At 42.2% G+C, this 23,125-nt stretch carries 25 protein-coding genes and 1 riboswitch; of the genes, 4 read left to right on the top strand and 21 right to left on the bottom strand.

Annotation, left to right across the window (positions count from 1 at the left end; all coding sequences use genetic code 11):
• Nucleotides 1-306 precede the first annotated feature (306 nt).
• The 4 genes from BS1321_RS19520 to BS1321_RS19505 all read right to left on the bottom strand — a co-directional run bounded on the left by BS1321_RS19520 (nt 307) and on the right by BS1321_RS19505 (nt 3,783).
• Nucleotides 307-1,494 carry an amidohydrolase gene (locus BS1321_RS19520; RefSeq protein ID WP_063232870.1) on the bottom strand — a complete coding sequence of 396 codons (1,188 nt, stop codon included), beginning with the start codon at nt 1,492-1,494 and terminating at the stop codon, nt 307-309.
• A 223-nt stretch (nt 1,495-1,717) separates the two neighbouring features.
• A riboswitch (glycine riboswitch) is annotated at nt 1,718-1,821 on the bottom strand.
• Nucleotides 1,822-1,999: 178 nt separating this feature from the next.
• A complete protein-coding gene (locus tag BS1321_RS19515; protein WP_063232673.1) occupies nt 2,000-2,806 on the bottom strand; it encodes a DUF1444 domain-containing protein in 807 nt (268 codons plus the stop codon).
• Between the two features lie 50 nt (nt 2,807-2,856).
• Complete coding sequence (locus tag BS1321_RS19510; protein WP_063232672.1) at nt 2,857-3,168, bottom strand: thioredoxin family protein; 312 nt, start codon at nt 3,166-3,168, stop codon at nt 2,857-2,859.
• 108 nt (nt 3,169-3,276) lie between these two features.
• Nucleotides 3,277-3,783, bottom strand: a complete 507-nt coding sequence (locus BS1321_RS19505) for a hypothetical protein (protein WP_063232671.1) — start codon at nt 3,781-3,783, stop codon at nt 3,277-3,279.
• Nucleotides 3,784-3,905: 122 nt separating this feature from the next.
• On the opposite strand from BS1321_RS19505, the gene BS1321_RS19500 reads away from it, so the two are divergent.
• Nucleotides 3,906-4,355, top strand: a complete 450-nt coding sequence (locus tag BS1321_RS19500; protein WP_063232670.1) for a YtoQ family protein — start codon at nt 3,906-3,908, stop codon at nt 4,353-4,355.
• Between the two features lie 132 nt (nt 4,356-4,487).
• Here BS1321_RS19500 and BS1321_RS19495 read toward each other — a convergent pair whose 3' ends face one another.
• The 3 genes from BS1321_RS19495 to BS1321_RS19485 all read right to left on the bottom strand — a co-directional run bounded on the left by BS1321_RS19495 (nt 4,488) and on the right by BS1321_RS19485 (nt 7,152).
• Nucleotides 4,488-5,357 carry an AraC family transcriptional regulator gene (locus tag BS1321_RS19495; RefSeq protein ID WP_063232669.1) on the bottom strand — a complete coding sequence of 290 codons (870 nt, stop codon included), beginning with the start codon at nt 5,355-5,357 and terminating at the stop codon, nt 4,488-4,490.
• Between the two features lie 118 nt (nt 5,358-5,475).
• The gene (locus tag BS1321_RS19490; protein WP_063232869.1) at nt 5,476-5,997 is read right to left on the bottom strand and encodes a DUF84 family protein; all 522 of its coding nucleotides are present in this window, start codon (nt 5,995-5,997) and stop codon (nt 5,476-5,478) included.
• 81 nt (nt 5,998-6,078) lie between these two features.
• Entirely contained in the window at nt 6,079-7,152 is a 1,074-nt protein-coding gene (locus BS1321_RS19485) for a M42 family metallopeptidase (RefSeq protein ID WP_063232668.1), read from the bottom strand.
• A 177-nt stretch (nt 7,153-7,329) separates the two neighbouring features.
• Between BS1321_RS19485 and BS1321_RS19480 the strand changes: the two genes are divergently transcribed.
• The gene (locus BS1321_RS19480) at nt 7,330-7,647 is read left to right on the top strand and encodes a PepSY domain-containing protein (RefSeq protein WP_063232667.1); all 318 of its coding nucleotides are present in this window, start codon (nt 7,330-7,332) and stop codon (nt 7,645-7,647) included.
• A gap of 50 nt (nt 7,648-7,697) precedes the next feature.
• On the opposite strand, the gene BS1321_RS19475 is transcribed toward BS1321_RS19480, so the two are convergent.
• Nucleotides 7,698-8,543 (bottom strand): YtnP family quorum-quenching lactonase, encoded by an 846-nt coding sequence (locus tag BS1321_RS19475; protein WP_063232666.1) that lies wholly within the window; start codon nt 8,541-8,543, stop codon nt 7,698-7,700.
• Between the two features lie 141 nt (nt 8,544-8,684).
• Complete coding sequence (trmB, locus tag BS1321_RS19470; RefSeq protein WP_063232665.1) at nt 8,685-9,323, bottom strand: tRNA (guanosine(46)-N7)-methyltransferase TrmB; 639 nt, start codon at nt 9,321-9,323, stop codon at nt 8,685-8,687.
• 252 nt (nt 9,324-9,575) lie between these two features.
• Between trmB and BS1321_RS19465 the strand changes: the two genes are divergently transcribed.
• Nucleotides 9,576-9,854, top strand: a complete 279-nt coding sequence (locus BS1321_RS19465) for a YtzH-like family protein (protein WP_063232664.1) — start codon at nt 9,576-9,578, stop codon at nt 9,852-9,854.
• Here the strand turns inward: BS1321_RS19465 and BS1321_RS19460 are convergent, their stop codons facing one another.
• The 8 genes from BS1321_RS19460 to BS1321_RS19420 form a co-directional block, all read right to left on the bottom strand.
• Nucleotides 9,855-10,637, bottom strand: coding sequence for a phosphotransferase family protein (locus BS1321_RS19460; RefSeq protein ID WP_063232868.1), 783 nt, complete (start codon nt 10,635-10,637; stop codon nt 9,855-9,857).
• A 292-nt stretch (nt 10,638-10,929) separates the two neighbouring features.
• Nucleotides 10,930-11,961, bottom strand: a complete 1,032-nt coding sequence (locus BS1321_RS19455; RefSeq protein ID WP_144480562.1) for a diacylglycerol/lipid kinase family protein — start codon at nt 11,959-11,961, stop codon at nt 10,930-10,932.
• A complete protein-coding gene (locus BS1321_RS19450; protein ID WP_063232662.1) occupies nt 11,873-12,880 on the bottom strand; it encodes a hypothetical protein in 1,008 nt (335 codons plus the stop codon). The genes BS1321_RS19455 and BS1321_RS19450 overlap by 89 nt, the downstream gene beginning before the upstream one ends.
• A 21-nt stretch (nt 12,881-12,901) precedes the next feature.
• Nucleotides 12,902-13,459, bottom strand: a complete 558-nt coding sequence (gene thpR / locus BS1321_RS19445; RefSeq protein WP_069981695.1) for an RNA 2',3'-cyclic phosphodiesterase — start codon at nt 13,457-13,459, stop codon at nt 12,902-12,904.
• Nucleotides 13,460-13,710: 251 nt separating this feature from the next.
• Complete coding sequence (locus BS1321_RS19440; protein WP_063232660.1) at nt 13,711-14,949, bottom strand: Nramp family divalent metal transporter; 1,239 nt, start codon at nt 14,947-14,949, stop codon at nt 13,711-13,713.
• Between the two features lie 214 nt (nt 14,950-15,163).
• Entirely contained in the window at nt 15,164-16,018 is an 855-nt protein-coding gene (gene dat / locus BS1321_RS19430) for a D-amino-acid transaminase (RefSeq protein ID WP_063232658.1), read from the bottom strand.
• A gap of 21 nt (nt 16,019-16,039) precedes the next feature.
• Nucleotides 16,040-17,452, bottom strand: coding sequence for a dipeptidase PepV (gene pepV, locus BS1321_RS19425; protein WP_063232657.1), 1,413 nt, complete (start codon nt 17,450-17,452; stop codon nt 16,040-16,042).
• A 154-nt stretch (nt 17,453-17,606) separates the two neighbouring features.
• Nucleotides 17,607-18,944 (bottom strand): MATE family efflux transporter, encoded by a 1,338-nt coding sequence (locus BS1321_RS19420; protein WP_063232656.1) that lies wholly within the window; start codon nt 18,942-18,944, stop codon nt 17,607-17,609.
• A gap of 466 nt (nt 18,945-19,410) precedes the next feature.
• Between BS1321_RS19420 and BS1321_RS19415 the strand changes: the two genes are divergently transcribed.
• Nucleotides 19,411-20,145: an SDR family NAD(P)-dependent oxidoreductase gene (locus BS1321_RS19415; RefSeq protein ID WP_063232655.1), complete on the top strand. Its 735-nt coding sequence runs from the start codon at nt 19,411-19,413 to the stop codon at nt 20,143-20,145.
• 87 nt (nt 20,146-20,232) lie between these two features.
• Here the strand turns inward: BS1321_RS19415 and BS1321_RS19410 are convergent, their stop codons facing one another.
• The 4 genes from BS1321_RS19410 to BS1321_RS19395 form a co-directional block, all read right to left on the bottom strand.
• Entirely contained in the window at nt 20,233-20,718 is a 486-nt protein-coding gene (locus tag BS1321_RS19410; RefSeq protein WP_063232654.1) for a DedA family protein, read from the bottom strand.
• A 260-nt stretch (nt 20,719-20,978) separates the two neighbouring features.
• Entirely contained in the window at nt 20,979-21,560 is a 582-nt protein-coding gene (gene lepB / locus BS1321_RS19405) for a signal peptidase I (RefSeq protein WP_081112872.1), read from the bottom strand.
• A gap of 64 nt (nt 21,561-21,624) precedes the next feature.
• Nucleotides 21,625-22,008: a DnaJ family domain-containing protein gene (locus BS1321_RS19400; protein ID WP_063232652.1), complete on the bottom strand. Its 384-nt coding sequence runs from the start codon at nt 22,006-22,008 to the stop codon at nt 21,625-21,627.
• A 188-nt stretch (nt 22,009-22,196) separates the two neighbouring features.
• Nucleotides 22,197-23,114 (bottom strand): immunoglobulin-like domain-containing protein, encoded by a 918-nt coding sequence (locus BS1321_RS19395; RefSeq protein ID WP_063232651.1) that lies wholly within the window; start codon nt 23,112-23,114, stop codon nt 22,197-22,199.
• Between the last annotated feature and the right edge of the window lie 11 nt (nt 23,115-23,125).

Here is a 23,125-nt window from a genome sequence, read left to right as displayed (position 1 = left end):
ACTTAACGTATTTCGCAGAACTCCTACCCTATTAAACCCCTTCTGGAATGAGTTTAAACCTATCCATCGCGAAATAACATTAGCCCCTAGTCTACTATTTAAATAAAACACCGCTGTTAAATCGCGTTTACAAAGAGATTAAGTTTTCATGCAGCCGAAAAAGCAGACTGGCAATTCATTGCATCATCCTTCACGAAACCTCCGTTGGCATCCAATACCTGCCGAAACCCATAAAACACCGTTCGTTAATACTGAACGGTGTTTTGTGGGTTCCAGCGTTTTTTTTGCAAACAAAGACCAAAAGGACTATTTCCATTCATAAAAACTGCATACAACCTGCGCCACTGATTTGGAAGCGATCAAAAGGGCATCTTCATCAATGTCGAATTTAGGATGGTGATTGAAATATGCCATCTCCACCCCTTTCGGTTTACAGCCAATGTAAAAGAAGCAGCCAGGAATCTTTTCTGCATAATATGAAAAATCCTCTGAACCTGAGAAAACCGGAAATTCCACGACCTTTTTAATATCTTTGTCATTCATGCTTTCCAGGCTATTTTTCACAAATCCAGTCAGTTCAGGGTCATTATATAACGGAGGATAATCGGGCACATATGTAAGTTCGCACTGAACATCAAATTCCGTTTCTATTCCTTTGACGATCCGGTGGATTTCCTTATCGATCAGCCGTTCGGTCTCTGCTGTCATGTAACGGACATCCCCTTCAATTTCTATACGATCTTTAATGACATTAAAGCTTCCTTTTCCATCGAAGGAGCCGATTGTGACTACGCCCATATCAAAAGGGTTCAAGCGACGGCTGACTACGGTTTGTACGGCTGTCACAAAATGCGCGCCTGCCACAATGGCATCATTAGCCATATGCGGGGATGATCCATGGCCGCCTACACCCTTTATCGCTAACTTGAAATAGGTCCTTCCAGCCATCGAATAGCCGCCGCGATACCCGACAACCCCTGCTGGGTGCGAGGGAAATAAATGGATTCCAAAAACAGCATCCAGTTCATCCAAAAACCCTGATTCCATAATGCTTTTTGCTCCACCTGGGGGTGTTTCTTCTGCATGTTGATGGATTATTTTGATCGTACCTGATAGGGAATCTTTCAGCTCATTGATGCAGTCTGCCAGTACCAATAAATAAGCGGTATGCCCATCGTGTCCGCAAGCATGCATGACACCTTCATTTTTTGAACGGAACGGGACCTCCGCTTCTTCTGTAATCGGCAATGCATCGAAATCCGCACGGAGACCTATCGTTTTCCCTGGTTTTCCGCCTTCGATCGTTACGATGATCCCTAATCCGTTTCCTACATTCGTTTGAATCGACACATCTTTTCCCTTATAAAAATCAATGATATATTGTGCCGTTTTCTCTTCTTTAAAGGATAGCTCCGGATTCTCGTGTAAATGACGGCGGATTTGAACCATTTCCCCTTCACGGGCTTCCAGCATGTTCATTAATTTGCTTTTCACGTTCACGAATATTCTCCCCCTTATTTCAAGTTGATTAGTATATTATTAAGTTCCATGTTCGCTGCAAACCTTTTGTATGCAAAAAGCCAAATAAAAAAGGACAGAGAAGGGTCGCGTAAACTAACTGCTCCCTTCTCTGTCCTTTTACCTGAGAGTTTAGCTCCATTTTGGTCATGGAGATTTCCCCGTTGGTGGCACACTTCCTGCGCGCTCTCCAGAGTTGCGTCCAGCTGTGGTTCCATTTACCTGAGAGATTTGCTCCAAGGGATATTTTTGGAACTTGCTCCTTCGGTGGCTCAATGCTTTGCACTCTCCCACAACGTTCATCGCTTGTTCTATTGTTTTATTTTTATGTTTTCAAAATATTACAATTATATTATCACCCATCAAATAACAAATATCAACAAATTTCCCTTAGATTCCCTTATCGAAATTCAGGAGACTCTACTAAACTTTAAAAGGACCGCTGCCAGATGCTGACACGGTCCTTATGTGATTCAATATATTATTGTTCACGCTTTTTGTTTTTACCCATAATGAAGATGGGCTCCAACTCATTTTCTTCATAAAGGAATGATAGAGCCGTTATCGGAACATGACCGCTGGCAAAGAAGCTCATCGCCATTTGCGCAAGAATATCATAGCCCGTATCATTCTTCACATCGGCAATGATAATGACATCCTGATGCGGTATGGCCACAGCCATGGTTCCCTCGATCTTGTCCTTCATTTCCCGGAGCCAGGATTCATTCAGGATCCTGCTGGCATCATATCCATCATTCGTGTTCAAAAAATAAAATGCATTACCTGCAACGATATCCGACTTCATTTCAGTGGATAGGGAACGGGCATTGAAAAGAGCAATTTCACGGATCCTGTCACCCTGCCAATTTTCCCGTTGAATCATCTTTTCATCTATGAGACGGTAGGTTTTCCCTAAATCAAGGGCATAAAAAATCCGTGTTTCAGCCGTATGCTCATCGAATAAAAATGGATTTCCTTCTTCCGATTCCATTGGAAAGGAGGTCGAGCGAATGACTGGGAAAATGAATTTCTCCTTGCCTTCCATGCTGTGTTCTTCCCCCATCACATTCAGGGCCTCTTCCACGTAATAGGTAATTTCATCGATGGCTTTTTCCTGTACGTTTTCATAGTTAGCAAGCACAGGGGGCAACTCGATGGTGATCCCTTTCCCGGTCTTCACATTTTCCACTCGTAACGTATCTTGCTTGCTATCGAATTTGAATGTGCGATTCTCATCTTTTAAACGTTCCTTCAAGATATTTTTCAGCTTTGTGCTGTCCATTTTCATGACTGACCCTCCTCTTCATTGAAAAATCCCCAGCGAGAAGGGGAAATTGTTTATAGTGATTGTATGAATTCCTCAATTTGTTCTTGTGTTTTGCGATCCTTGCTTACGAATCTGCCTAGCTCTTTGCCATTATCATACGCAATGAAACTTGGTATACCGAATACATCATTAGCTGCACACACATCGATGAATTCATCACGGTCAACATAAATGAATGTAAAGTCAGGAAATTTCGTTTCTATCTCAGGTATTATCGGTTCGATTACACGGCAATCTCCACACCATGTTGCTGAAAAAAGAAAGATATGTTTGCCTTCATTTTTCAATGCATCATATTGCTCAACGGTTTGTAAATTTTCCATTTGAATATTCCTCCTGCTCAAAATGACACCTTATTTTTTATAATCCCATCATACCAGACTCTCCGCGAATCAACCATTAATTCGGATTGGTTTAACGGCCGGGTCATCTTATTTTTGAGGCACTGACGAAACGATTTCCATCATTTGTTTCGCATCGGTTTTTAATTGATCTTTATCCGTTTCGGTTGTCAGCTTGACTCCTCCGATCCCCACTGCAAGCTCATACTTTTCTTTCGGTATCTCTTTGATCGAGATAAAGCCGAATTTATCATCAGTTTGAAAAGAATGCAGCACTACATATTGATCCTTTTGTTCCTTTATCGCCAAATATAAAACGGAGCTGTCTTCTTTTTCATTTGGATTGACAAATAATATATAAATCTTATCACCTTTTTGTAAAATCAAATTATTGTCATGTTCTTCTACTACCTTAAAATCCTTTGGCAGATAGACCTGAATAAGTCCTGCCTCGAGATTGGGCTGTTTTTCGTCGTCACGAAAAGCCAATTCTGCGGCCTTCATTGCCTTTTCGGTTTGCCTCTCAATACCTGAGCATCCCACAATCAAACTGCTGATTATCAGGAAAACAAGAATTTTTTTATTCGATAAAGCCATCGTCATTCCTCCAGCCATCTCTTTTACTCACTTAAGAATACTATTATCCTTATTTATGAAATTCATCCATTTTCTCAAAACATGATACAATGAAAGCAATTTAAATACCGAGGAGGAAAACAATGAAATTAACCGTGTATCTTGCTGGGGAGATCCATTCAAATTGGAGAAGCGAGTTGAGGGATAAGGCCGTTGCACTGAAACTTCCTTTAGAATTCGTCGGCCCGATGGAAAATCATGAACGCTCTGATAATATCGGTGAAGATATTCTTGGGGAACAGCCTAACCCCATTCTGAAGGATGCGGCCGCTTCCCAAATCAATAATTTGCGGACAGGTCTTTTGATGAAAAAAGCTGATCTTGTCGTCGCTCTGTTTGGGGAGAAATATAAACAGTGGAATACGGCCATGGACGCAAGCACCGCCGTTTCCCTGGGTAAACCGCTTATTTTGATTCGACCGGAATCCCATCACCATGCCTTAAAGGAATTATCTGAAAAAGCGAGTGTCACGGTCGAATCCGTGAACCAAGCCATGAAGGTGCTTTCTTATATTTTTGAAGAAGGGCTATAAATCTCCCTTGCCATGGACTCAAGTATGAAGGACTGATCATTTCATATTTACCCAAATAAAAAGCTTGCAGGGGAAATTAGATGTCTAATCTCCCCTGCAAGCGAAAAACGAATAAATTGTTATGGTTGGACCTTATCCCTTTTTAATGGGAATCCAAATTTCTGAGTAATAATCAGGGTTTGAAGCGTCATCATTCGCGTATACTTCCAATTCGGGAGTTCCTGCATGTTCATAACCGCTGGTAGGGAACCATTCGGAAAAAATTTGCTTCCATGCTTGCTGGATGGCATCAGGCATAGGTCCATGAACTTCAAATACAACCCACATGGAAGCCGGTATCGTAAGGGCTGAAAACTCTTCAGGCACTTTCCCTGCATACTCTGCACCTATCCAATAATCCATCGTTTCATTTTTTTCCACATCCCGCTTATCGACACATACACCAAGCAAGCCATCTATTTGGCCATTATTCAAATTCGCTAACCTATTGCCGGTTCCATCCGAATTCACTTTCTCCCACAACTTCGGAATCCCAATCAAATTCTCTTCATTAACCAAGGAAAACTCTTGCTTGATTCCAATCAATTGAAAGGAATCCCTTTCAAGGATATTGTATTTCATCGGTTTTGCCCCTTTCAAAATCACCTGTATCACCAGGCGTTCATAGAATTTCAGCTTCCCCATATACTTTCGGGCTTCGCTTGGAGATACCCCATGCTGCCTTCGAAAAGCTTTTGAGAATGCCTCGGGGGTGTCATAGCCATACTTGTAGGCTAAATCAATGACCTTGCCATTTGTGGATGAAATCTCCTGGGCAGCTAAGGTCAGTCTTCGACGCCGGATATATTCACTAATGGTAATATCCGTTAAAATGGTGAATGTCCGTTGAAAATGAAAAGCTGAGGCATTCGCCTGCCTGGAAATGCTCTCGATCGTCAGGTCCTCCAATAAGTGCTCCTCGATATATTCGATTGCCTTTTGGATTGATTCAACCCACCCCATTCCGCTCCCCCCTTGTCACTATACTAGCAAGCCCGCTCAATAAAATCCTGTCTGATTCTGCTCTGTTTTGGCAGTGTTCGTTTCCATCATTCGAAACCCGCCATTCCATGACAGTGATTCAAATATCCTGCTTTTTCATTTTCTGCTTATACTCGTGTTGACCGGCTAGCATCCTCATGATATGAAGGAACATTTCCTCCCTGGAGATTCGCTCATTTGTAAATACGCCGATCGCTCCTTCCTTTTTGCTAATATTTTCTTGCCTTGTAAAGGCGTCCATCACAGGTCCCAGCTCTTCACCATCCAGCAGCTTCTCAGCAACAATTCCCGGTAGTGGGATTCTCGCTCCGCCAGCTACAAAGACCTCACCGTCCCTTGTGGCCATCGCACCCCAATTACACAGAAACAGGCCTTGTCCCATTTTCACGACGCCGCCTTCAAGTCCGATGCCCAATTCGGCATCACTGTGAATCAAGCAATTCCGGGCACGTGTCATTGCCCCCTCCATCGTTTCCTCATCTGAAAAAGGCTGTTCCGGGACCCCACTCTCCACTTGAAGCGAAATGATTTCTGCACCTTCATATACGCCAAGCACGGCACTTACTTTCGCCGGATTCTTACTGCCTACTGCTAATTTCAATATCATTACCTTCCTTCTATGTAAAAAAAGCTGATGGAAAAGGATTCATGACAGCATCCCTTTCCATTTCAGCTTCCTCCATCAACCGTTTTTTATCAAGGTCTCGAATGTCGCTTTATCACAGGAGCGAACCAATTTCCCAATCAGTTCACGTGCAGCGGCATAATCATCAATATGAATCATCGAGGCATGTGTATGAATATAGCGGGAACAAATGCCAATCACCCCGCTTGGAATGCCTTCATTTGCAATATGGACCTGCCCTGCATCCGTGCCGCCTTGGGAAACGAAATATTGATACGGAATATCATTCGACTCGGCCGTATCAAGGATGAATTCCCTCATGCCGCGATGCGTAACCATCGAACGATCAAGAATGCGGAGCAGCGCCCCTTTTCCCAGCTGGCCAAATTCACTTTTACTGCCGGACATATCGTTCGCCGGACTTGCATCCAAAGCGAAAAAAAGGTCGGGTTTGATCATATGAGCTGCCGTTTGCGCACCCCGTAATCCCACTTCCTCCTGGACGGTTGCTCCGGAATATAAGATATTCGGTAATGTTTCACCTTTTAAATCTTTTAACAATTCAATCGCAAGTCCGCAACCGTAACGATTATCCCACGCTTTTGCGAGGATTTTTTTCTCATTGGCCATCGGCATGAATGGACAAATCGGTACAATCTGCTGACCTGGCTTAATACCGATTCTCTTCACATCTTCCTTATCATCGGCCCCGATATCAATCAGCATATTTTTGATATCCATTGGTTTTGAGCGTTGCGATTCATCAAGCAAATGGGGCGGAATCGACCCGATGACACCAATAACCGGACCGTTATCGGTTATGATTTCGACTCTTTGGGCTAAAAGCACTTGACTCCACCAGCCTCCCAGGGTCTGAAAGCGAATCATTCCATTTTCCGTTACGGAGGTGACCATGAATCCCACTTCATCCATGTGCCCGGCAACTAGTACAGTCGGCCCATCCTCATTGCCTCTTTTTACGCCAAATATTCCGCCAAGGCGATCTTGGACGATTTCATCCGAATACTTTTCCAGCTCACTCTTCATGAAACTCCGAACTGCATGTTCATTTCCCGAGGCTCCCGGTAATTCCGTCAATGTTTTAAAAAGCTCTAAAGTCTCATGATTCATTTTTCTACCCCTAACCTATGTATTGTTTCTTACTATTTTACAAAACTTAGCAACGTGTTACACTAGAAAGTTCTAATTTATCAGTTAATGGGTAAAATTTCAAATTATTAGTCAAATAAAGCGTACTTCTGTATACTAGAAGAAGTTATTTTAAAAAATGCAATGGAGGAGAAATCAATGAATTGGAAAACGTTTTTACTAGGTACTGCAGCCGGGTTTGCCGCTGGCTTTGCAACAAAACAACTATTGGATCAATCAAGTAAACCTTCTCCGGATAAAGTCTTGGCCCAAGTGAAGGAAACAGTCAAAAAGGATGGAAATATACATGGCTCATGGATCTTGATGAAGCCGGAGAACTATTCAAAAAATGATTTGGACTATGAAGTGTACAAAGGCGGGATCACCAGAAACACAGAGGGTAAACGCGAGCAATTCGAATTTGTTGCAGATGCCTCGACAGGAACGATATTGGAGCTTAATGCGCAAAATGATTGAAACAAATAAGGAGGGCCGTCTAAATGACGTCCCTCCTTTTGCTTTCCCGCTTACCGCTTCCGTTTCAATTCGGCTATTTTCTCCTTACCCGTAACATCCCATTTGATGGCACAGTAATGGGCATCATGGTAAAAGCTATACCAGGACCCATTTTCCAGTCCGGATTTCATCCACTTTTCCTTCGCCTCGATGGAAGTCATGGGATAATCGTCATAAGCGAGGACCCAGAGGACATTCGCATGCGCGTGCGTCGGCATGATATCTGCCATGTGAATCAATCTATCCCCACCATCCTCAATGATGATGATCGCATGACCATCACTATGACCCCCAGTATGGATCATTTTAATGCCGTCCGTAATTTCCTGCTCACCTTCAAAAGGACGTACAAGAGAAGCGACGGCCTCCCAGTTTTCTGCCCAATATGTACTTTTTGAACGAATATTCGGGTTTTTCATTTCCTCCCATTCAGTTTGGGTCGTAATGATTTTTGCACGCTCGAAAACAGGCACCCAAGTTTCACCTTCACGTTTCGTCAAACCGCAGGCATGGTCGAAATGTAGATGGGTCATTAAAATGTAATCGATATCATTTGGCTGAATCCCAAGTCTGCCAAGATCTTCGACAAGATTGGATTCCTCCGTGACCCCAAAATTCCGTTTTTGCTTGTCATTCATCTTTCCATTACCAATACCGGAATCTATAAGCATGTTCAAACCATTTGCCTGCACCAAAATCGGATCCGTACGTAACTCGATTTGGTTATTTTCGTTAACAGGATACTTCTTGGACCAAAGCGGTTTCGGTACAACACCAAACATCGCACCACCATCCAAGTGAGTCACACCGCCATTCAACCACGTTAATTTAATTTCCCCTATTTGCATCGTTTCCATTTTACCCCTCCTCTCCCTTTAGTTTAACACCCACTTCCATATATTGAAATTGATAACAATCAAGTCATTCTCGTGTATGAATCATACCGGCTTAAACAAAGTAAAAAACCAGATGCTGTGCACCTGGTTTCTGATCGATAATTATTGGAACATAGCTTCCAATCTGTATATCCGGTTGCCTTTACTGGAGAACTTTTCTTCATATTCAGTCATGATGTTGCCTTCAAAATTGCTGTTATGCAGATCAAGGCTTACATATTTCAAGAGCATGCCGTATTCGGAAATACTCTTCAAGGAAGATTCGAATAACCCTTGGTTATCCGTCTTGAAGTGAATCTCGCCTTTGTCTGGCAGGATACCTTCATATACTTCGAGGAAGGTCTTATACGTTAACCGACGTTTTGCATGACGCGATTTCGGCCATGGATCAGAGAAATTCAAGTAGACGCGATCCACATCACCTTTTGCAAAATAGTCCCCTAAGTTCGCTGCGTCAACATTCAATAGCTTTAAATTGGGAACATCCGCTTCAATCAGCAAGTCCAGTGCAGCTACAATGACGCTTCTATATACTTCAATTCCAATGAAATTCACTTCAGGATGGGCTTTTGCCATTTCTGTGATGAAACGGCCTTTTCCCGTACCCACTTCAATATATAACGGATTATCGTTACCGAAAACTTCATGCCATTTACCTTTATGGCTCACTGGCTGATGAATTACATATTGTGGAAAATCATTCAAACGGTCTTCAGCCCAAGGTTTATTTCTTAAACGCATGATGACACCCCTATTTATAATATAATCGTTCAAACCATAACACGAGTAGATGGATTCCTGCAAGTTGATTTTTTCAGGAAAGACTTGCATGTACCCACTGATACAATAAAAAAACTGCCGGCCATCCAGGCGGCAGTCTCTGTAGTTTTCATGTATAAAACTTTCCGCAAAACACACCATAAATAAGTGAAGGGCAGGCGAGAACCACCTGGGAATCCCTTGAATCCATATTTAAGAAAGGAGAGGTATTATATGCCGCTTTCCCATGAACATCAAATGTCACTATTAAAAGATATATTGACCAATCATCAAACAGACTGCTGCGGATCCGTTTCTGAATGTGAACAGGTTGAAAGGCTCGTCAAATCCTTAATGATCAATAGGGAAATTGACAGCAATGTGAAAACGATACTGACGGAGATTTACGAATACAGTCAGACAGGCATCGGTACCGCCGATTTAGATGCACATATTTCAACCCACCAGAACGACTTGTCCCAGTGGGTGGATGATATAGATCAGCAATTCTGATCAGCCAACCATCAATAATGCTTCCAGTTTTTGCAGTAATTCATTTCTTTCCTCGTACCGCTTTCTTCGATGATGCCATTGGATGGAAAGCACAAGTTGTGAAACCGTGTGCCATTTCATCCTCATCTCCAGGCCTGCGTCAAGCTTCTTGCCGTAACGGGCAAGCCATTGATTCCATTCTTCCCTTGGGACATATGAATACAGGAGTATGCCGAGGTCAATGGCCGGATCGCCAATGACCGCTCCGTCCCAATCAATCAGGAACAATCCATCGGTTTCGGTCATGAGCCAATTATTATGGTTCACATCACAATGACAGACGACTTTTTCGTCGCATTCAATCAACAGGAGATTATTCTGTAAAAAATGGATGGCCTGCTTGATAATCGGAATATCCGTAACATCCGAAGATAACCCGGTTTCTATGTCTGTAAGTATACTTTCAGGTCGTAAAGGGGATTTCCCAAGCCTTTTGAGCATGCTTAACAAAGGATCGGATTGATGAATTTTTTGAAGCAGCTTTGCGACTCTTATATTGTTCATTTCCTGCTGAGATAGCTCCCTGCCTTCCATCCAATGCTGGGCCGTAATTACATCCCCATTTTCCAGGCGTTTTGTCCACATTAACTTTGGAACAATGCCCTCAGCTGAAAGAACAGCTAAAAATGGCGATGAATTTCGTTTAAGGAAGAGCTTCTGCCCCTCTTTCTCGGCAATAAAGGCTTCTCCCGTAGCTCCTCCAGCAGGGGATATATCCCACTCCTGACCTAATAAATGTTCCAACTGGTTCACCTTCGATTTCCTCGCTTAATCATACAAATGTGGGTACGTTCACCTAGTGTATGTATTACCACTACTTTGAGTCCATGTTTTATAAAAAATCCGCCTGCTGGCGAAGCTGCATATATACTTGCATCGGGATGATACCCGCAATTAAAAACATCCTCATTTTAGAGAAATAAAAAAATAGCTATTGAGCAATTAAACAATAGCCATAAATTAAATTTTAGTTGAAAAATGGTTTCTTCGTCAAGTACTATAAAACGATTATACTCATAAAACAAAAACAAATAAATCATTTCATATTTTTGTTTTGGTTATCACCCTTGAACATGACGCGAATTTTCTCTTTCAGAACCACTGCAGCTACTTCATCCGTACCAACAATTTCCCCATCAGACTGAACTTTTACTGACCCTTGATTCTTCATTTTTATCATTTTACCAGAAAAAGAATCAACATTTTTAATGTTTAGGTGACCGCCCCAAAAAACGGTGACGAAGACGGTCAATAATTTCAACAAAGTAATATCATGGACCGCAATCACGTTCAACCTGCCATCATCCAGCCTCGACATCGGTGAAATCTTCATCCCACCGCCAAAGTAGGGCTGGTTCGCAATGACGATGAACCAAACTTTTTTCAAAAGGTGCCGATCTCCATCAACGATCAATTCCATGCAGCTGGGCTTGTAAGTAAATAACTTTTTTATAAAAATGAACAGATAAATTAATTTACCCGCTCTGACAAAATTAAACCATTTTTTCAGAGGGGAACGGTCTGCTTCATCGGAAATTTCAGCATCTATGCCCATTCCCAGGCTGTTCACGAAATACCCCACCTTGCCATTCGTCTCGAACTGCCCAATATCAATGGCACTAAAGGCATTATCCAGAAATAAAGAAAGGGCTTCTTCCACACTCTCAGTTTTTTGAATACCCCTTACATAATCATTGCCGGATCCAGCCGCAAGGGAGCCGATGATAGCGTGAGGGAAACCAATGGCGCCATTTATCATTTCATTAATCGTGCCATCTCCCCCGACAGCGATCATCCGGGTATCCAGATTCGTCCCTGATAGAATTTCCTTCGTCAATCTTAACGCATGTCCCTTTTCCCGTGTAAAAAACACCTCATGGGGAACTGCTTTTGATTTCAGTATTCCCTCGGCTTTTTTCCAAATATTCAAACTCTCTTCATTTCCAGCCATTGGATTGACAATGAAATACACCGTTTCATTAAGGTGCGGCATGCTCATTTCCTTCTGTTTGGTTATATTCGGCTTCCCATTCAGGTCGCAGGCTGGATGTAGTTTGGCAATATTCAAGCAAAGCCTGCGCCCCTTTTAACTGCTGTGCCTTAAGAGGAGACGATATTGCCCGCATCCTTTCAAACCATTTCGGGAAGGTCCGTTTATCCAATATCGTAATATCATAAGGGGCTTCAGGATAATCGACATACCCATTCCGGGATAAAATCACCTTTTTAATCGGCATGTTCACTTCATATAGCTCAAATAACTGGGAGACGATGTTCGTCATCCGATTTGCCCCCAACAAAGGATTGAGCACTTTTTTATCAGGATGCTTATGATGCCTGCGGACCCAGAACCGATCACTCGAACCGATGAAAGCAGCGTCTTCTTCCGCTTCCAGAAAAGTGATGCACCAAGCATCAACAGGGGTCAATAAAATGACTTCGACTTCAACAGGCGCATTTTTCAATAGAAAGATAGGTTTATATAATACGAGAAACGTATCCGGAAAACGCTGCAGAAAAAAGCGGAGCCTCTCATCCAAAAAGAATGATTGGTCCACAAATGACTTTTCACGAAGCGTCGAACTCCCCCATTTCATTTGAAAACGGAGCAATTGATTTAAAAAATTTTGCTTTAATTCATCCAGACTGGCCGGACGGAACGGAAATCTTAATGAAAAAACATTAGTATCTTCAACCTGGTTCGGTATTAGCAGTTCTTCTGCCACTGCCTCCTGTTTACCTGTCCGGTGGAATATGCCTTTCACCTTTTTAAACATGCCCTTTGACTCTTCCTGAGGCGGATCAAATTTGACCTGTGTTTCACTTTCAGTATGTTCGCTATACAACCGATCTAGCTCGCCCGCATTATAAGCAGCCTTCAGTTTATCCCATTGCTGTTTTTTCAACCGTGCAAATTGTGTTGGATAACGATAAATATCCTGCTCATACCGGGAAATATAATCCTGCATCTTTATGAGCTGTGCCATTCGACCACCACCCATCTCTCTCTATTTTTGAAGGTTTATCGTGAAAATCTTCTCGTATGAAGGGGAAGCTCCAAGATGTGTTTGATATAACGCAACCTGATCTGCTTCAAAATGCTTATCCTCCAAATTCGCTATCTGGCGAACGCTCTCCAACGAAAAGGGACTATCCCCCTCGAATTTTCTTGCCAGCGTTATATGAGGCTTAAACGGCTTTTTATCAAGTTCAAAACCCGCTTCGATACAAGAATTATAGACTTTCCTTTGAATGGCAAAAAGCCTTTCTTGCTGATTGACGCCTGCCCATAGAATCCTTGGACTCTCACTCCTGCCAAAACCGCCGATATCGCCGAGTTCCAAGCCGAATGAGGCCTCATTGGCAAGCTCGCTTTCCACACGCCCCAAAGCATCCTCTTTCAATGTATCGGGAGCATTGCCCAAAAATGCCATCGTAATATGATAATCGGCTGGATGCAGCCATTTCTTAAATGGAAAGTCTAGCTTTAGTTGTTCCGTAACAGCATTTAAATAAGCCTTAATATCATCAGGCAATACTAAAGCAAAGAAAAAATGAGTATTCATGATCACTTAAATTCCTTCCTATTTTCCCTTTAATTTTACCATAATTCCCATTGCATATACCTTTTCTTGGACTTCCTTATAAATATTCCCTCCTTAGGAATATTTCCAATCCTCCTCTGAACGAAGCCCATGACGGATAATACACGGACGGGTCCAGGACGTATTTTTTCGTTGGGGCGAATTAACAAAAAATACAGCATAAATCAAAGAAAAAAGGACCAAAAATTGGTCCTATTCTTCATTTTCTTCTTTTAGCTTAACAGCGTTTCGTAAAGCAGGAACAAGTTCAGTCCGATGATAAGTACAGCTATAAGCCAAGCGACGCTCGAGGTGATTTTATGGTTTACCAGGTTGCCCATGATTTTTTTGTTGCTTGTAAACATGATCAATGGCACTAGGGCAAACGCGATGCCAAACGAGAGTACAACTTGACTCACTACAAGTGCTTTGGATGGATTCACTCCCCATAATATTATGATCAAGGGGGGAATTGTGCTAATGACCCTTCTTAAATAAATCGGTATATGTCTTTTAATGAATCCCTGCATGACTACATCACCTGTCATTACACCAACGGATGAGCTGGATAAACCGGCAAATAACAATCCTATTCCAAAAAACATCGCGACTGATGGTCCAAGCATGTCACCGAATTGTTGATAAGCAACATCCAAGTCCTCTACAAGTATTCCATTCTTATAAAATAGGGCAGCTGAAACAATGACCATTGCGGCATTGATCGCACCTGCAATCAACATGGCGATGACAATATCAATTAGCTCAAAACGATATATCCTTTTTCTTTCCAAATCGTTTATACCGACTATTCTCTTTTGAGTTAAAGAGGAATGAAGGTAAATCGCATGTGGCATAACGGTAGCTCCAAGCATACCGGCCGATAGCAAAATACTGTCCACTCCCTCGAATTTTGGAGTGAAGAGTCCTAAAACAACGGCTGAAGTGTCAGGTTTTGCATAAAAAACTTGAGCACCAAAAGCAATCACTACTACAAATATCATGACCGTGATCAGAGCTTCGAATGTTCGATAACCTCTGCGCTGGATTTCCAAAATGGCAAAGGATCCAATCGCTGCAATTAATGCCGATGTGATAAGCGGTAAGTCAAATAGCAAATAAATTCCTAGTGCCGCTCCTATGAATTCAGCTAGGTCGGTTGCCATAATAACAGCTTCGGCTTGAATCCATAATAAGAACGATGTTTTTTTCGAAAATTTTCCCCTGCATAGCTCTGGAAGATTCTTTCCCGTGGCTATCCCCAATTTGGCTGATAGTGATTGAATTAGCACAGCCATTAAATTGGATGCGAAGATAACCCATAATAACGCATAGCCATATTTAGATCCGGCTGTAATATTGGTAGCATAATTCCCTGGATCAATATAGGCTACAGCTGCTATAAAGGCAGGTCCTAGATAGGGAAGCAGTTTTTTGATTCCTCTCGAAGAAGATTGATGCAACACATCGGACATATCTATTTCAACTCCTTTTTACATGCAACTCAAATTGTTGCAACAGGTAAACTTTTTAGGTTATTAGCAAGTATATTCCTGGTTCTTGAAAATGTCAAAAAGGGAGGATTGCGTAAGGATGCTATAAACGTGAACAGGGATTCGGAAATGGCCATCTCGCTACCGACTATACATATAAAAACCCCTTTGCCATTAGTGGCAAAGGGGCATTTATCTATTTAACGGAACCGCATTGCTTCTCGATTTCCTCGGAAAACAGTTTCTGCAGCCTTTGGGTTATCGTACCGGGTTCCCCGGTTGCAATCGATTGGCCATCGATATTAACAATTGGTGTCACTTCGACGCTTGTGCTGGTATAAAGGACTTCGTCGGCTGCCATCATGTCCTCGACCGTGAAGGCTTCTTCGACATAGGGAATCCCATGATCAGCGCAAAGTTTCAGCATCACCTGACGGGTAATTCCATTCAGGATCAAGTTTGTGGCCGGATGCGTTTTAAGTAGCCCATCCACCACGATTGAGACATTTGACGAACTTCCCTCCGTCACCGTACCATCACGATGCTGGATCGCTTCATCACAACCGGCTTCGACCGCTTGCTGTTTAGCCATTATATTACCCAGTAGATTTAAACTCTTGATATTACAGCGAAGCCAGCGTATATCGTCGGTGGTAACAGCCTTGACCCCTGGCTTCATTTTTCCTGTATAAGGAATTTCCTTGGTATAGGCAATAAAGACCGGTTCCACCTCTGCAGTTGGAAAAGAGTGTGTACGCGGCGATGCTCCCCTTGTCAGCTGCATATAGACGATACCGTCCTTCAGTTGATCTTCAGTAATCAGTTCTTTCACGCGGGTTTTGATTTCCGCTGCAGTAAAGGGAACTTTCATCTGTATCAACTTCGCACTGTCCATCAGCCGGTTCAGATGCATGTCCCCCGCAAATAATTCGCCATTATAAACCCGGATGACTTCATAAACGCCATCACCGAATTGATATCCCCGGTCTTCAATATCTACCTTTACTTCGGACCTGCTTTTAAGGTCGCCGTTAAAAATGATTTTTCCCATGTCTTTCTCCCTCTTTGCCTCTTATTTAGCCAATTCATGAATGGCACGTGCATAAATGGACGTAGCCTTAAGCATATCTTCAATATCAATATATTCATCTTTCTGATGCGCAATGTCTTCGCTGCCAGGGAAAAGCGGGCCGAAAGCAACGCCCTCTTTCAATGAACGGGCGTATGTGCCGCCGCCAATCGAAAGGAGTTCAGCTTTATCACCTGTCTCCGCTTCATAAACTTCCTGCAACGTCTTAATCAAGAAGCTTTCACTGTCCACATAATGTGGAGTTGAATGCGAATTGGTCTTCACTTTCAAATTATATGCCGCAAGTCTTTCTTCCAATGCCGCCTTTTGCTGTTCCCACTCGAACGTCACCGGATAACGCATACTGAAACCAATCGAGCTGTCCCCTTGTTTAGAATAATTGAAAACGCCGGCATTGACCGTCAATTCTCCTGTTTGTTCATCCGAATAAGCCACACCTAAATTATTTCCGCGGGAATCTCCAAACAAACGATCCTTAATGAAAGTGAAGTAGGCTTTCGCATGCGGATCAAGAGTAAGATCAGCTAAAAATACGGCTAAATGGAGACCTGCATTCTTTCCATTTTTCGGTTCCATCGCGTGTGCCGAGACACCATTCATTTCAAGCAGCACTTGATTTTTTTGCGGAACGGCTTGCCCCTTCAATGAGTATTTTTGCAAATAATCCTGATAGTTTGCAGCCACTTCAGCAGGGTTAGCCGCTTCCACAATAGCCGTAGCAAAATCCGGTACCATATTCGTCCTTCGACCTGAAGAAAATTTTATAACATTCACGTTTGAGTTCGTGCCATTTCCTGCATCGGCAGGGTGTATAACCGAGAAATCCCAGATTCCTTTTTCCGCACTGATGATCGGGAAATCAGCATCTGGTGCGAAACCGATCGAGGGCATTTCCTCCACTTCAAAGTACCGGTCAACGCAGCGCCAGTTCGATTCTTCATCGGTTCCAATGATCATCCTCACACGTTTGTTCAAAGGTTCTCCGAGCTCCCGGACCAGCTTCATCGCATGATAGGCAGCCATCGTCGGCCCTTTATCATCGATCGCCCCACGAGCATATATGCGGCCATTGCGGATTTCAGCGCCGAACGGATCCGAACTCCAGCCATCTCCCTCAGGTACCACGTCGACATGGCATAATATCCCGATTAACTCCTCGCCTTCACCCATTTCGATATGACCAGCGACATTATCGACATTTTTCACAGTAAAACCGTCTTTTTCGCCTAATTGAAGCATGAAATCAAGCGCTTCCTTCACCCCTTTACCGAATGGGGCCTCCTCTGTCGGATGTTCTTCATCCAGTACACTTTTTATTTTCAATAAGTTTTGTGTGTCCAGCAATAAGTCCATTTTTCGTTTTTCAACTTCTTCTCGCCAATTCAATTCACTCAAAATATGACAACTCCTCTTTTATATATATTTTTCATTTTATCACTTTTACTATCTGATTCGCCAAGCGTTGCTACCTTTTCTTCATATTCCCGTATTATTGCTAACATCAAACTACCGATAAAATTCCTTAACAAATAAAAAACACCCTCTTTTATTAAAAAGAAGATGATTTCATTAAGCTATCGTCATTCATAAGCTTTGTTACTTTTCGGTTTAGCCTTGGGATGTATAATGCTAAAAACACGGAACGTCCTAAACTGAAAGCCAGGAATGCAAGCCATAATCCATGATTGCCATGATGCGGGACTGCTGTGAATTGGACAAATAGAAAAGCCAATAGTGCAAGGAGCATTGAGTTCCTAACAGGAACGGCTTCAGTCGCACCGGTAAACACTCCATAAAAAATGAGTCCGATAAAGGCACTGAATGGGAATAGGACTATCCAAAGTCCATATTCATGGGCCAGTTCGATGACCCCGGGAATATTCGTGAAAAGGAGAATGACCTTATCGCTAAATAGATAGTAAGATACGGCAAGTATGAACGAAGCATACAAGCCCCACCGCGCCGATAGTGAGAGTGTTTTTTTATAAAGGTTTATATCTCTCGAACCAATCGCCTTTCCGACCAGAAGACTCGACGCGTTCGCGAAGCCATCAAAGCAATAGGCCATCAGGTAATGGATTTGAATGAGTACGGCATTGGCCGCCAGTGTCTCTGTCCCGAAAGTGGCTCCCTTGGCCGTAAAAAAATTGAAAACCGTGATCAGGCAAATGGTCCTGATAAATAAATCCCTGTTGACCACCATCATTTTTTTCAGGGAAGCCCGATCGAACCCCTCCCGGAATGAAAATGAATCCGGTACGTTAACCGCTTTCCAGATCACCCACAAGCCCAGTAAAAAAGCGGAAATCTCTGATATCAATGAAGCGGCAGCAACCCCTGATACAGACCACGAAAAGCCATTTACAAAAACGAGGCATAAGACAATATTGATCACGTTCATGAAAACTTGAATGAACAAAGATGTTTTTATCCTGGATTTCCCGATTAACCAGCCTAAGATGACATAGTTCAATAATGCAAAAGGTGCACCCCATATCCGGATGCCGAAATAATCTGCGGCAAAGGCGGAAACGTCTGATTCCGGACCGATTGCGCCTAACGAAACATTCAAAATGGGTTTTTGGATCACGATAAAAAGCAGGCCGATGATCGCTGCAATGAAAAAAGGCCGAATCAAGGCCATTAGGCTTTGATTTTCATCCCGTGCCCCCTCCGCTTGTGCAGCAAAGGCAGATGTACTGACCCGTAGAAAACCGAAAAGCCAATACATCGTATTAAAAATTATGGTTCCGACAGCCACCCCGCCAATATAAGCGGGATCACTCAACTTTCCAACCACAGCCGTATCGACCGCACCGAGCAAGGGCGTACTCATCGTCGAAATCGTAAGCGGAATGGCCAAGGAAAGATACATTCTGTTATTCATAAAATGATGACCTCCTATGTACATGAAAGTTCTGAAAAGTTAGAATTGGAACAGCGTTATAAAAATTTGTATTTAAAGTATAAAAAGATTGCAGTATTCAATTTTAATCACTAGAATTGAACATATGGTACTCCCAAACCTACATGCGCTGCCTCTACAAGATTACTTGTGAATCGTTTCAAATAGAACGGGTTAAGCTATTTTAGATATTGATAATCTACGGTATCAAAATTTGAAGATTAAAAGATTGATACCGCTTTCAACCTGCAGCGGTTATGGGAAGTCCATTTTTTCACAGACATACATGTACTTTTTCATCCAGCAAGAAAAAGGAAATTCGCAAGCGGGAAAATAAAATGCTTGACGGACTCTTGAAGGAGTTATAGTATTGCTCGTTGATAATATCACTTTTGAACTATGCTTGAACATATATTCATCGTTATAACAACTAATAGGAGTGATCATGATGGGAAGATTGACTAATAAAGTAGCCATTATCACTGGCGGTGCATCTGGTATGGGCAGGGAAATGGTAGACCTATTCACAAAAGAAGGAGCACAAGTCATTGCTGCTGATATCAATGAAAAAGCTGTAGCTGTTGTGAATGAACTGGATAACGTCCATGGAGCTGTACTTGATGTATCTTCAGACGAAAGCTGGAAAAAGATGACGGATGAAGTTATCGCTAAATTTGGCAAAATCGACATTTTGGTTAACAATGCCGGTATCTCAACGGAAAAAGGCATTAACGATACGACATTGGCCGATTGGCAGCTAATGTTAAGCATCAATGGATTTGGACCATTCCTTGGAATGAAACACGTTGTTCCTCACATGGCTAAAGAAGGTAAAGGCGCAGTTGTGAACATTTCTTCCTTTACTGCTCAAATCGGAATGGGCTTAAACTCTTATTCAGCTTCAAAAGGTGCCGTTCGTGCCATTTCCAAGGCTGCCGCAACGCAATATGGCCGCATGGGCGTCCGTGTCAATGCCGTATTCCCTGGTATCATCGAAACACCAATGACACAAAAATTAGAAGAGTCAAAAGAATTAGTCAACCAAATGATCAAGGCAACTCCATTACAACGTTTGGGTCAGCCGGCGGATATTGCAAATGCCGTACTTTATCTAGCATCCGATGACGCTTCATACGTAACTGGTGCCGAGCTAGTCATCGACGGTGGATACTCAGCTCAATAAATATAGGCAGAAATGGAAAAACCCGTTTCTGGAATCCAGAAACGGTTTTTTCTGATTCAATAAATAAACTTTGTAAGTAGTAATGAGTTAAGTTAACACACCAATGAAATAGCCAAAAGTCGTAAATACCAAACACCAGCTGAAAGCCCCTGCTCCTGCAAAGATAAAGTACTTTCGTTTCCCCATTCCATTCATACCGGAAATATAACTGGCGAAGTGACGGACTCCTGGGATGAAATAGGCTATGATAATGGTCCAAGGACCGTATTTATTGAACCATTTCTCCAATTTTTCCAACCTCGCGGGGGTCATTTTGATCCACTTACCATGCTTCCTCAAAAAAGGCTTCCCCACCTTTTTCCCGATGAAATAACTGATAAGCATCCCTGATATCGATCCAAGGAAACTGACAAGAAATGCTCCCTGAACATTCAAAACGGAAATGGATGACAAATAGCCGACAAAAGTCATCATGAACTCATCAGGTACCGGCAAGCCAATAATCCCAATTGCCAACAGTCCATATATCGCAAAATAACCATAGTTTGATATTAAATCTTTTACTATATCCATCTAAAGTACTCCATCTCAGCACCCTTTTTTAAAGTAATCCATTTTCTTATTCGGGCCTGGGTAACGTGATTACTTCTTTTAAATAGGATAACCTAATTTAACCCAGATGAGTTGATTTTCATAAAAAAAATAGAAAAAAAAGAAGAATGGACACGTTTTTTGTTGAAAACACCTGTATGACAATGCAAAGCAATGTTTCCCTTTACGGAAATGAAAAACGGCAACAATAAAGCGGACTCTATACCTGAGTCCGCTTCTCCTTATTTCACAAGCTTTATTTCGTTGATCGGCCAATACACTAGATTCGCCTTGCCTACAATTTCATCGACTGAAATCGTTCCGATTTCACGGCTATCCAAACTATTTTGACGATTGTCCCCCATAAGGAACAGCTGGCCTTCCGGCACTGTCGTGCTGCCTGAAATATCTTCGAGCTTGAAGGATTCAGTCAGTGGCACTCCTGCTTCCATCTGATTCTTATATTTGTCCAAGTATGGTTCTTCATAAGCTTTCCCATTAATATAAAGCGTATCGTCTTTATATTCAATATGGTCACCTGGCAGACCAATAACCCTTTTTATATAATCTTTATCTACCGTTGCATGAAAAACGACAATATCAAACCGGTCTATATTATCGATATTCGTTCCAAACTTGGTGAGAACAATTCTTTCGTGATCTTGCAGAGTCGGCATCATTGACTCACCGTCCACGACAATCGGTGCAAAAATATACGTTCGAATTAAAAAAGCTAGAATGACTGCAATCAATATCGCTTTTATCCATGAAAAAACTTCTTTTCTTTTTTCCAATCGAAGTCCCTCTCTCTGTTTTTTATTCATGCCATTATATCATAATCCTTTAATGATCACGTCATACAAATACCCACATTTTACACATTACCTATTACTTCCATTTTTCATATTGAATTTCGATGCTGTCCAACTCTATTTCCCTGCGCTGCATTTGGGCTGGACAAACCGCATTATATGTACGGACTTTCTCATTTATTTCATCAATTCGTTTCACTAATTCAAATTCGGGTCCATTCATTTTTTTCAAACGAACCAATCCGGATAGCTCTTCCCGAATTTCTTTTTGCCATTTTATCCAAAGTGGAACGTAGCCGGCATCCTTGGCCTTCGTCAAGAAATTATCATATATATTTCCCGATAGCGCCGACTCCGGAATCGGTTTTCCAAAGCCAGGATTATTCTTCAGCCCGCCGTCTCTTTCATATTCCTTAAAAATCTGATCCATCCAGTTTACATGCCCGTGTTCTTTGCCCATAAACAATCCCCCTTCAGATCACTTCGCATTACAACTATTTACAATTATAACATTTTTATCAATATCAACTCTACCCTGGAGGATCAAACCATGAACACTTTCTACTATTATATATGCATATCTTTCAGCCAAACACATTCATGCATCAAAAAAAGGATTCCCCTATTGCGGGAATCCTTTTTTACCTTCTATTTAACTGTGATTTTCCTTTTTACTTCTGCCTTGTTCTTCGATTTATCCGTAACTGTGTAAGTCAATGTATAGGTGCCTTTTTTCTTCGTATTCACAGTCCCTGTTATTTTGATCTTATTTGTTAAACTTCCATCAAGATTATCTTTCGCGGATACACCTGATTTAGGATTGAATGTCGAGTTATAGGCAATGGTTTTGCTTTTGGCACCGGAAATGACCGGCTTGGTGCTGTCTACCGTAATCTTTCTTGTGACTGTCGCAGTATTTTTCGATGAATCAGTGATTGTATACTTTAATGTATACGTTCCCTTTTTCTTTGTATTCACCGTACCTGTCACTTTGACTTTACTAGTCAAGTTACCATCCAGGTTATCTTTCGCAGATACGCCTGATTTAGGATTGAATGTCGAATAATAGCCAACGGTTTTGCTATTGGCTCCCGAGATGACTGGCTTGGTGCCATCTATCGTGATCTTTCTTGTGACTGTCGCTGCATTTTTCGATGAATCGGTGACCGTATACTTCAATGTATAGGTCCCCTTTTTCTTCGTATTCACTGTACCCGTCACTTTGATTTTACTAGTCAAGTTGCCATCGGCGTTATCCTTGGCACTCACGTTTGTTTTTGGATTGAATGAAGAATTAAGTTTGATGGTTTTATTCCCGGCACCTGAAATCACCGGCTTGACTTGATCATAAACGGTTATCTTCCTTGTGACCTTGGCAACATTCCCAGCCTTGTCAGCTACCGTATAAGTCAAATTATAGGTGCCCACTTTCTTGGTATCCACCTTACCTTCCACACGTATGGCACTCGTTAAGTCACCATCTTTATCATCCTTCGCCTTTACGCTGGTTTTAGGATTGAAAGTGGAGTTGAATGGAATGGATTTACCGGCAGCCCCAGAAATCACAGGTTATTCGT

The sequence above is a fragment of the Peribacillus simplex NBRC 15720 = DSM 1321 genome, assembly GCF_002243645.1.
In the GTDB taxonomy this organism is placed as follows: domain Bacteria; phylum Bacillota; class Bacilli; order Bacillales; family DSM-1321; genus Peribacillus; species Peribacillus simplex.
This window is presented reverse-complemented; position numbering and strand designations above follow the sequence as displayed.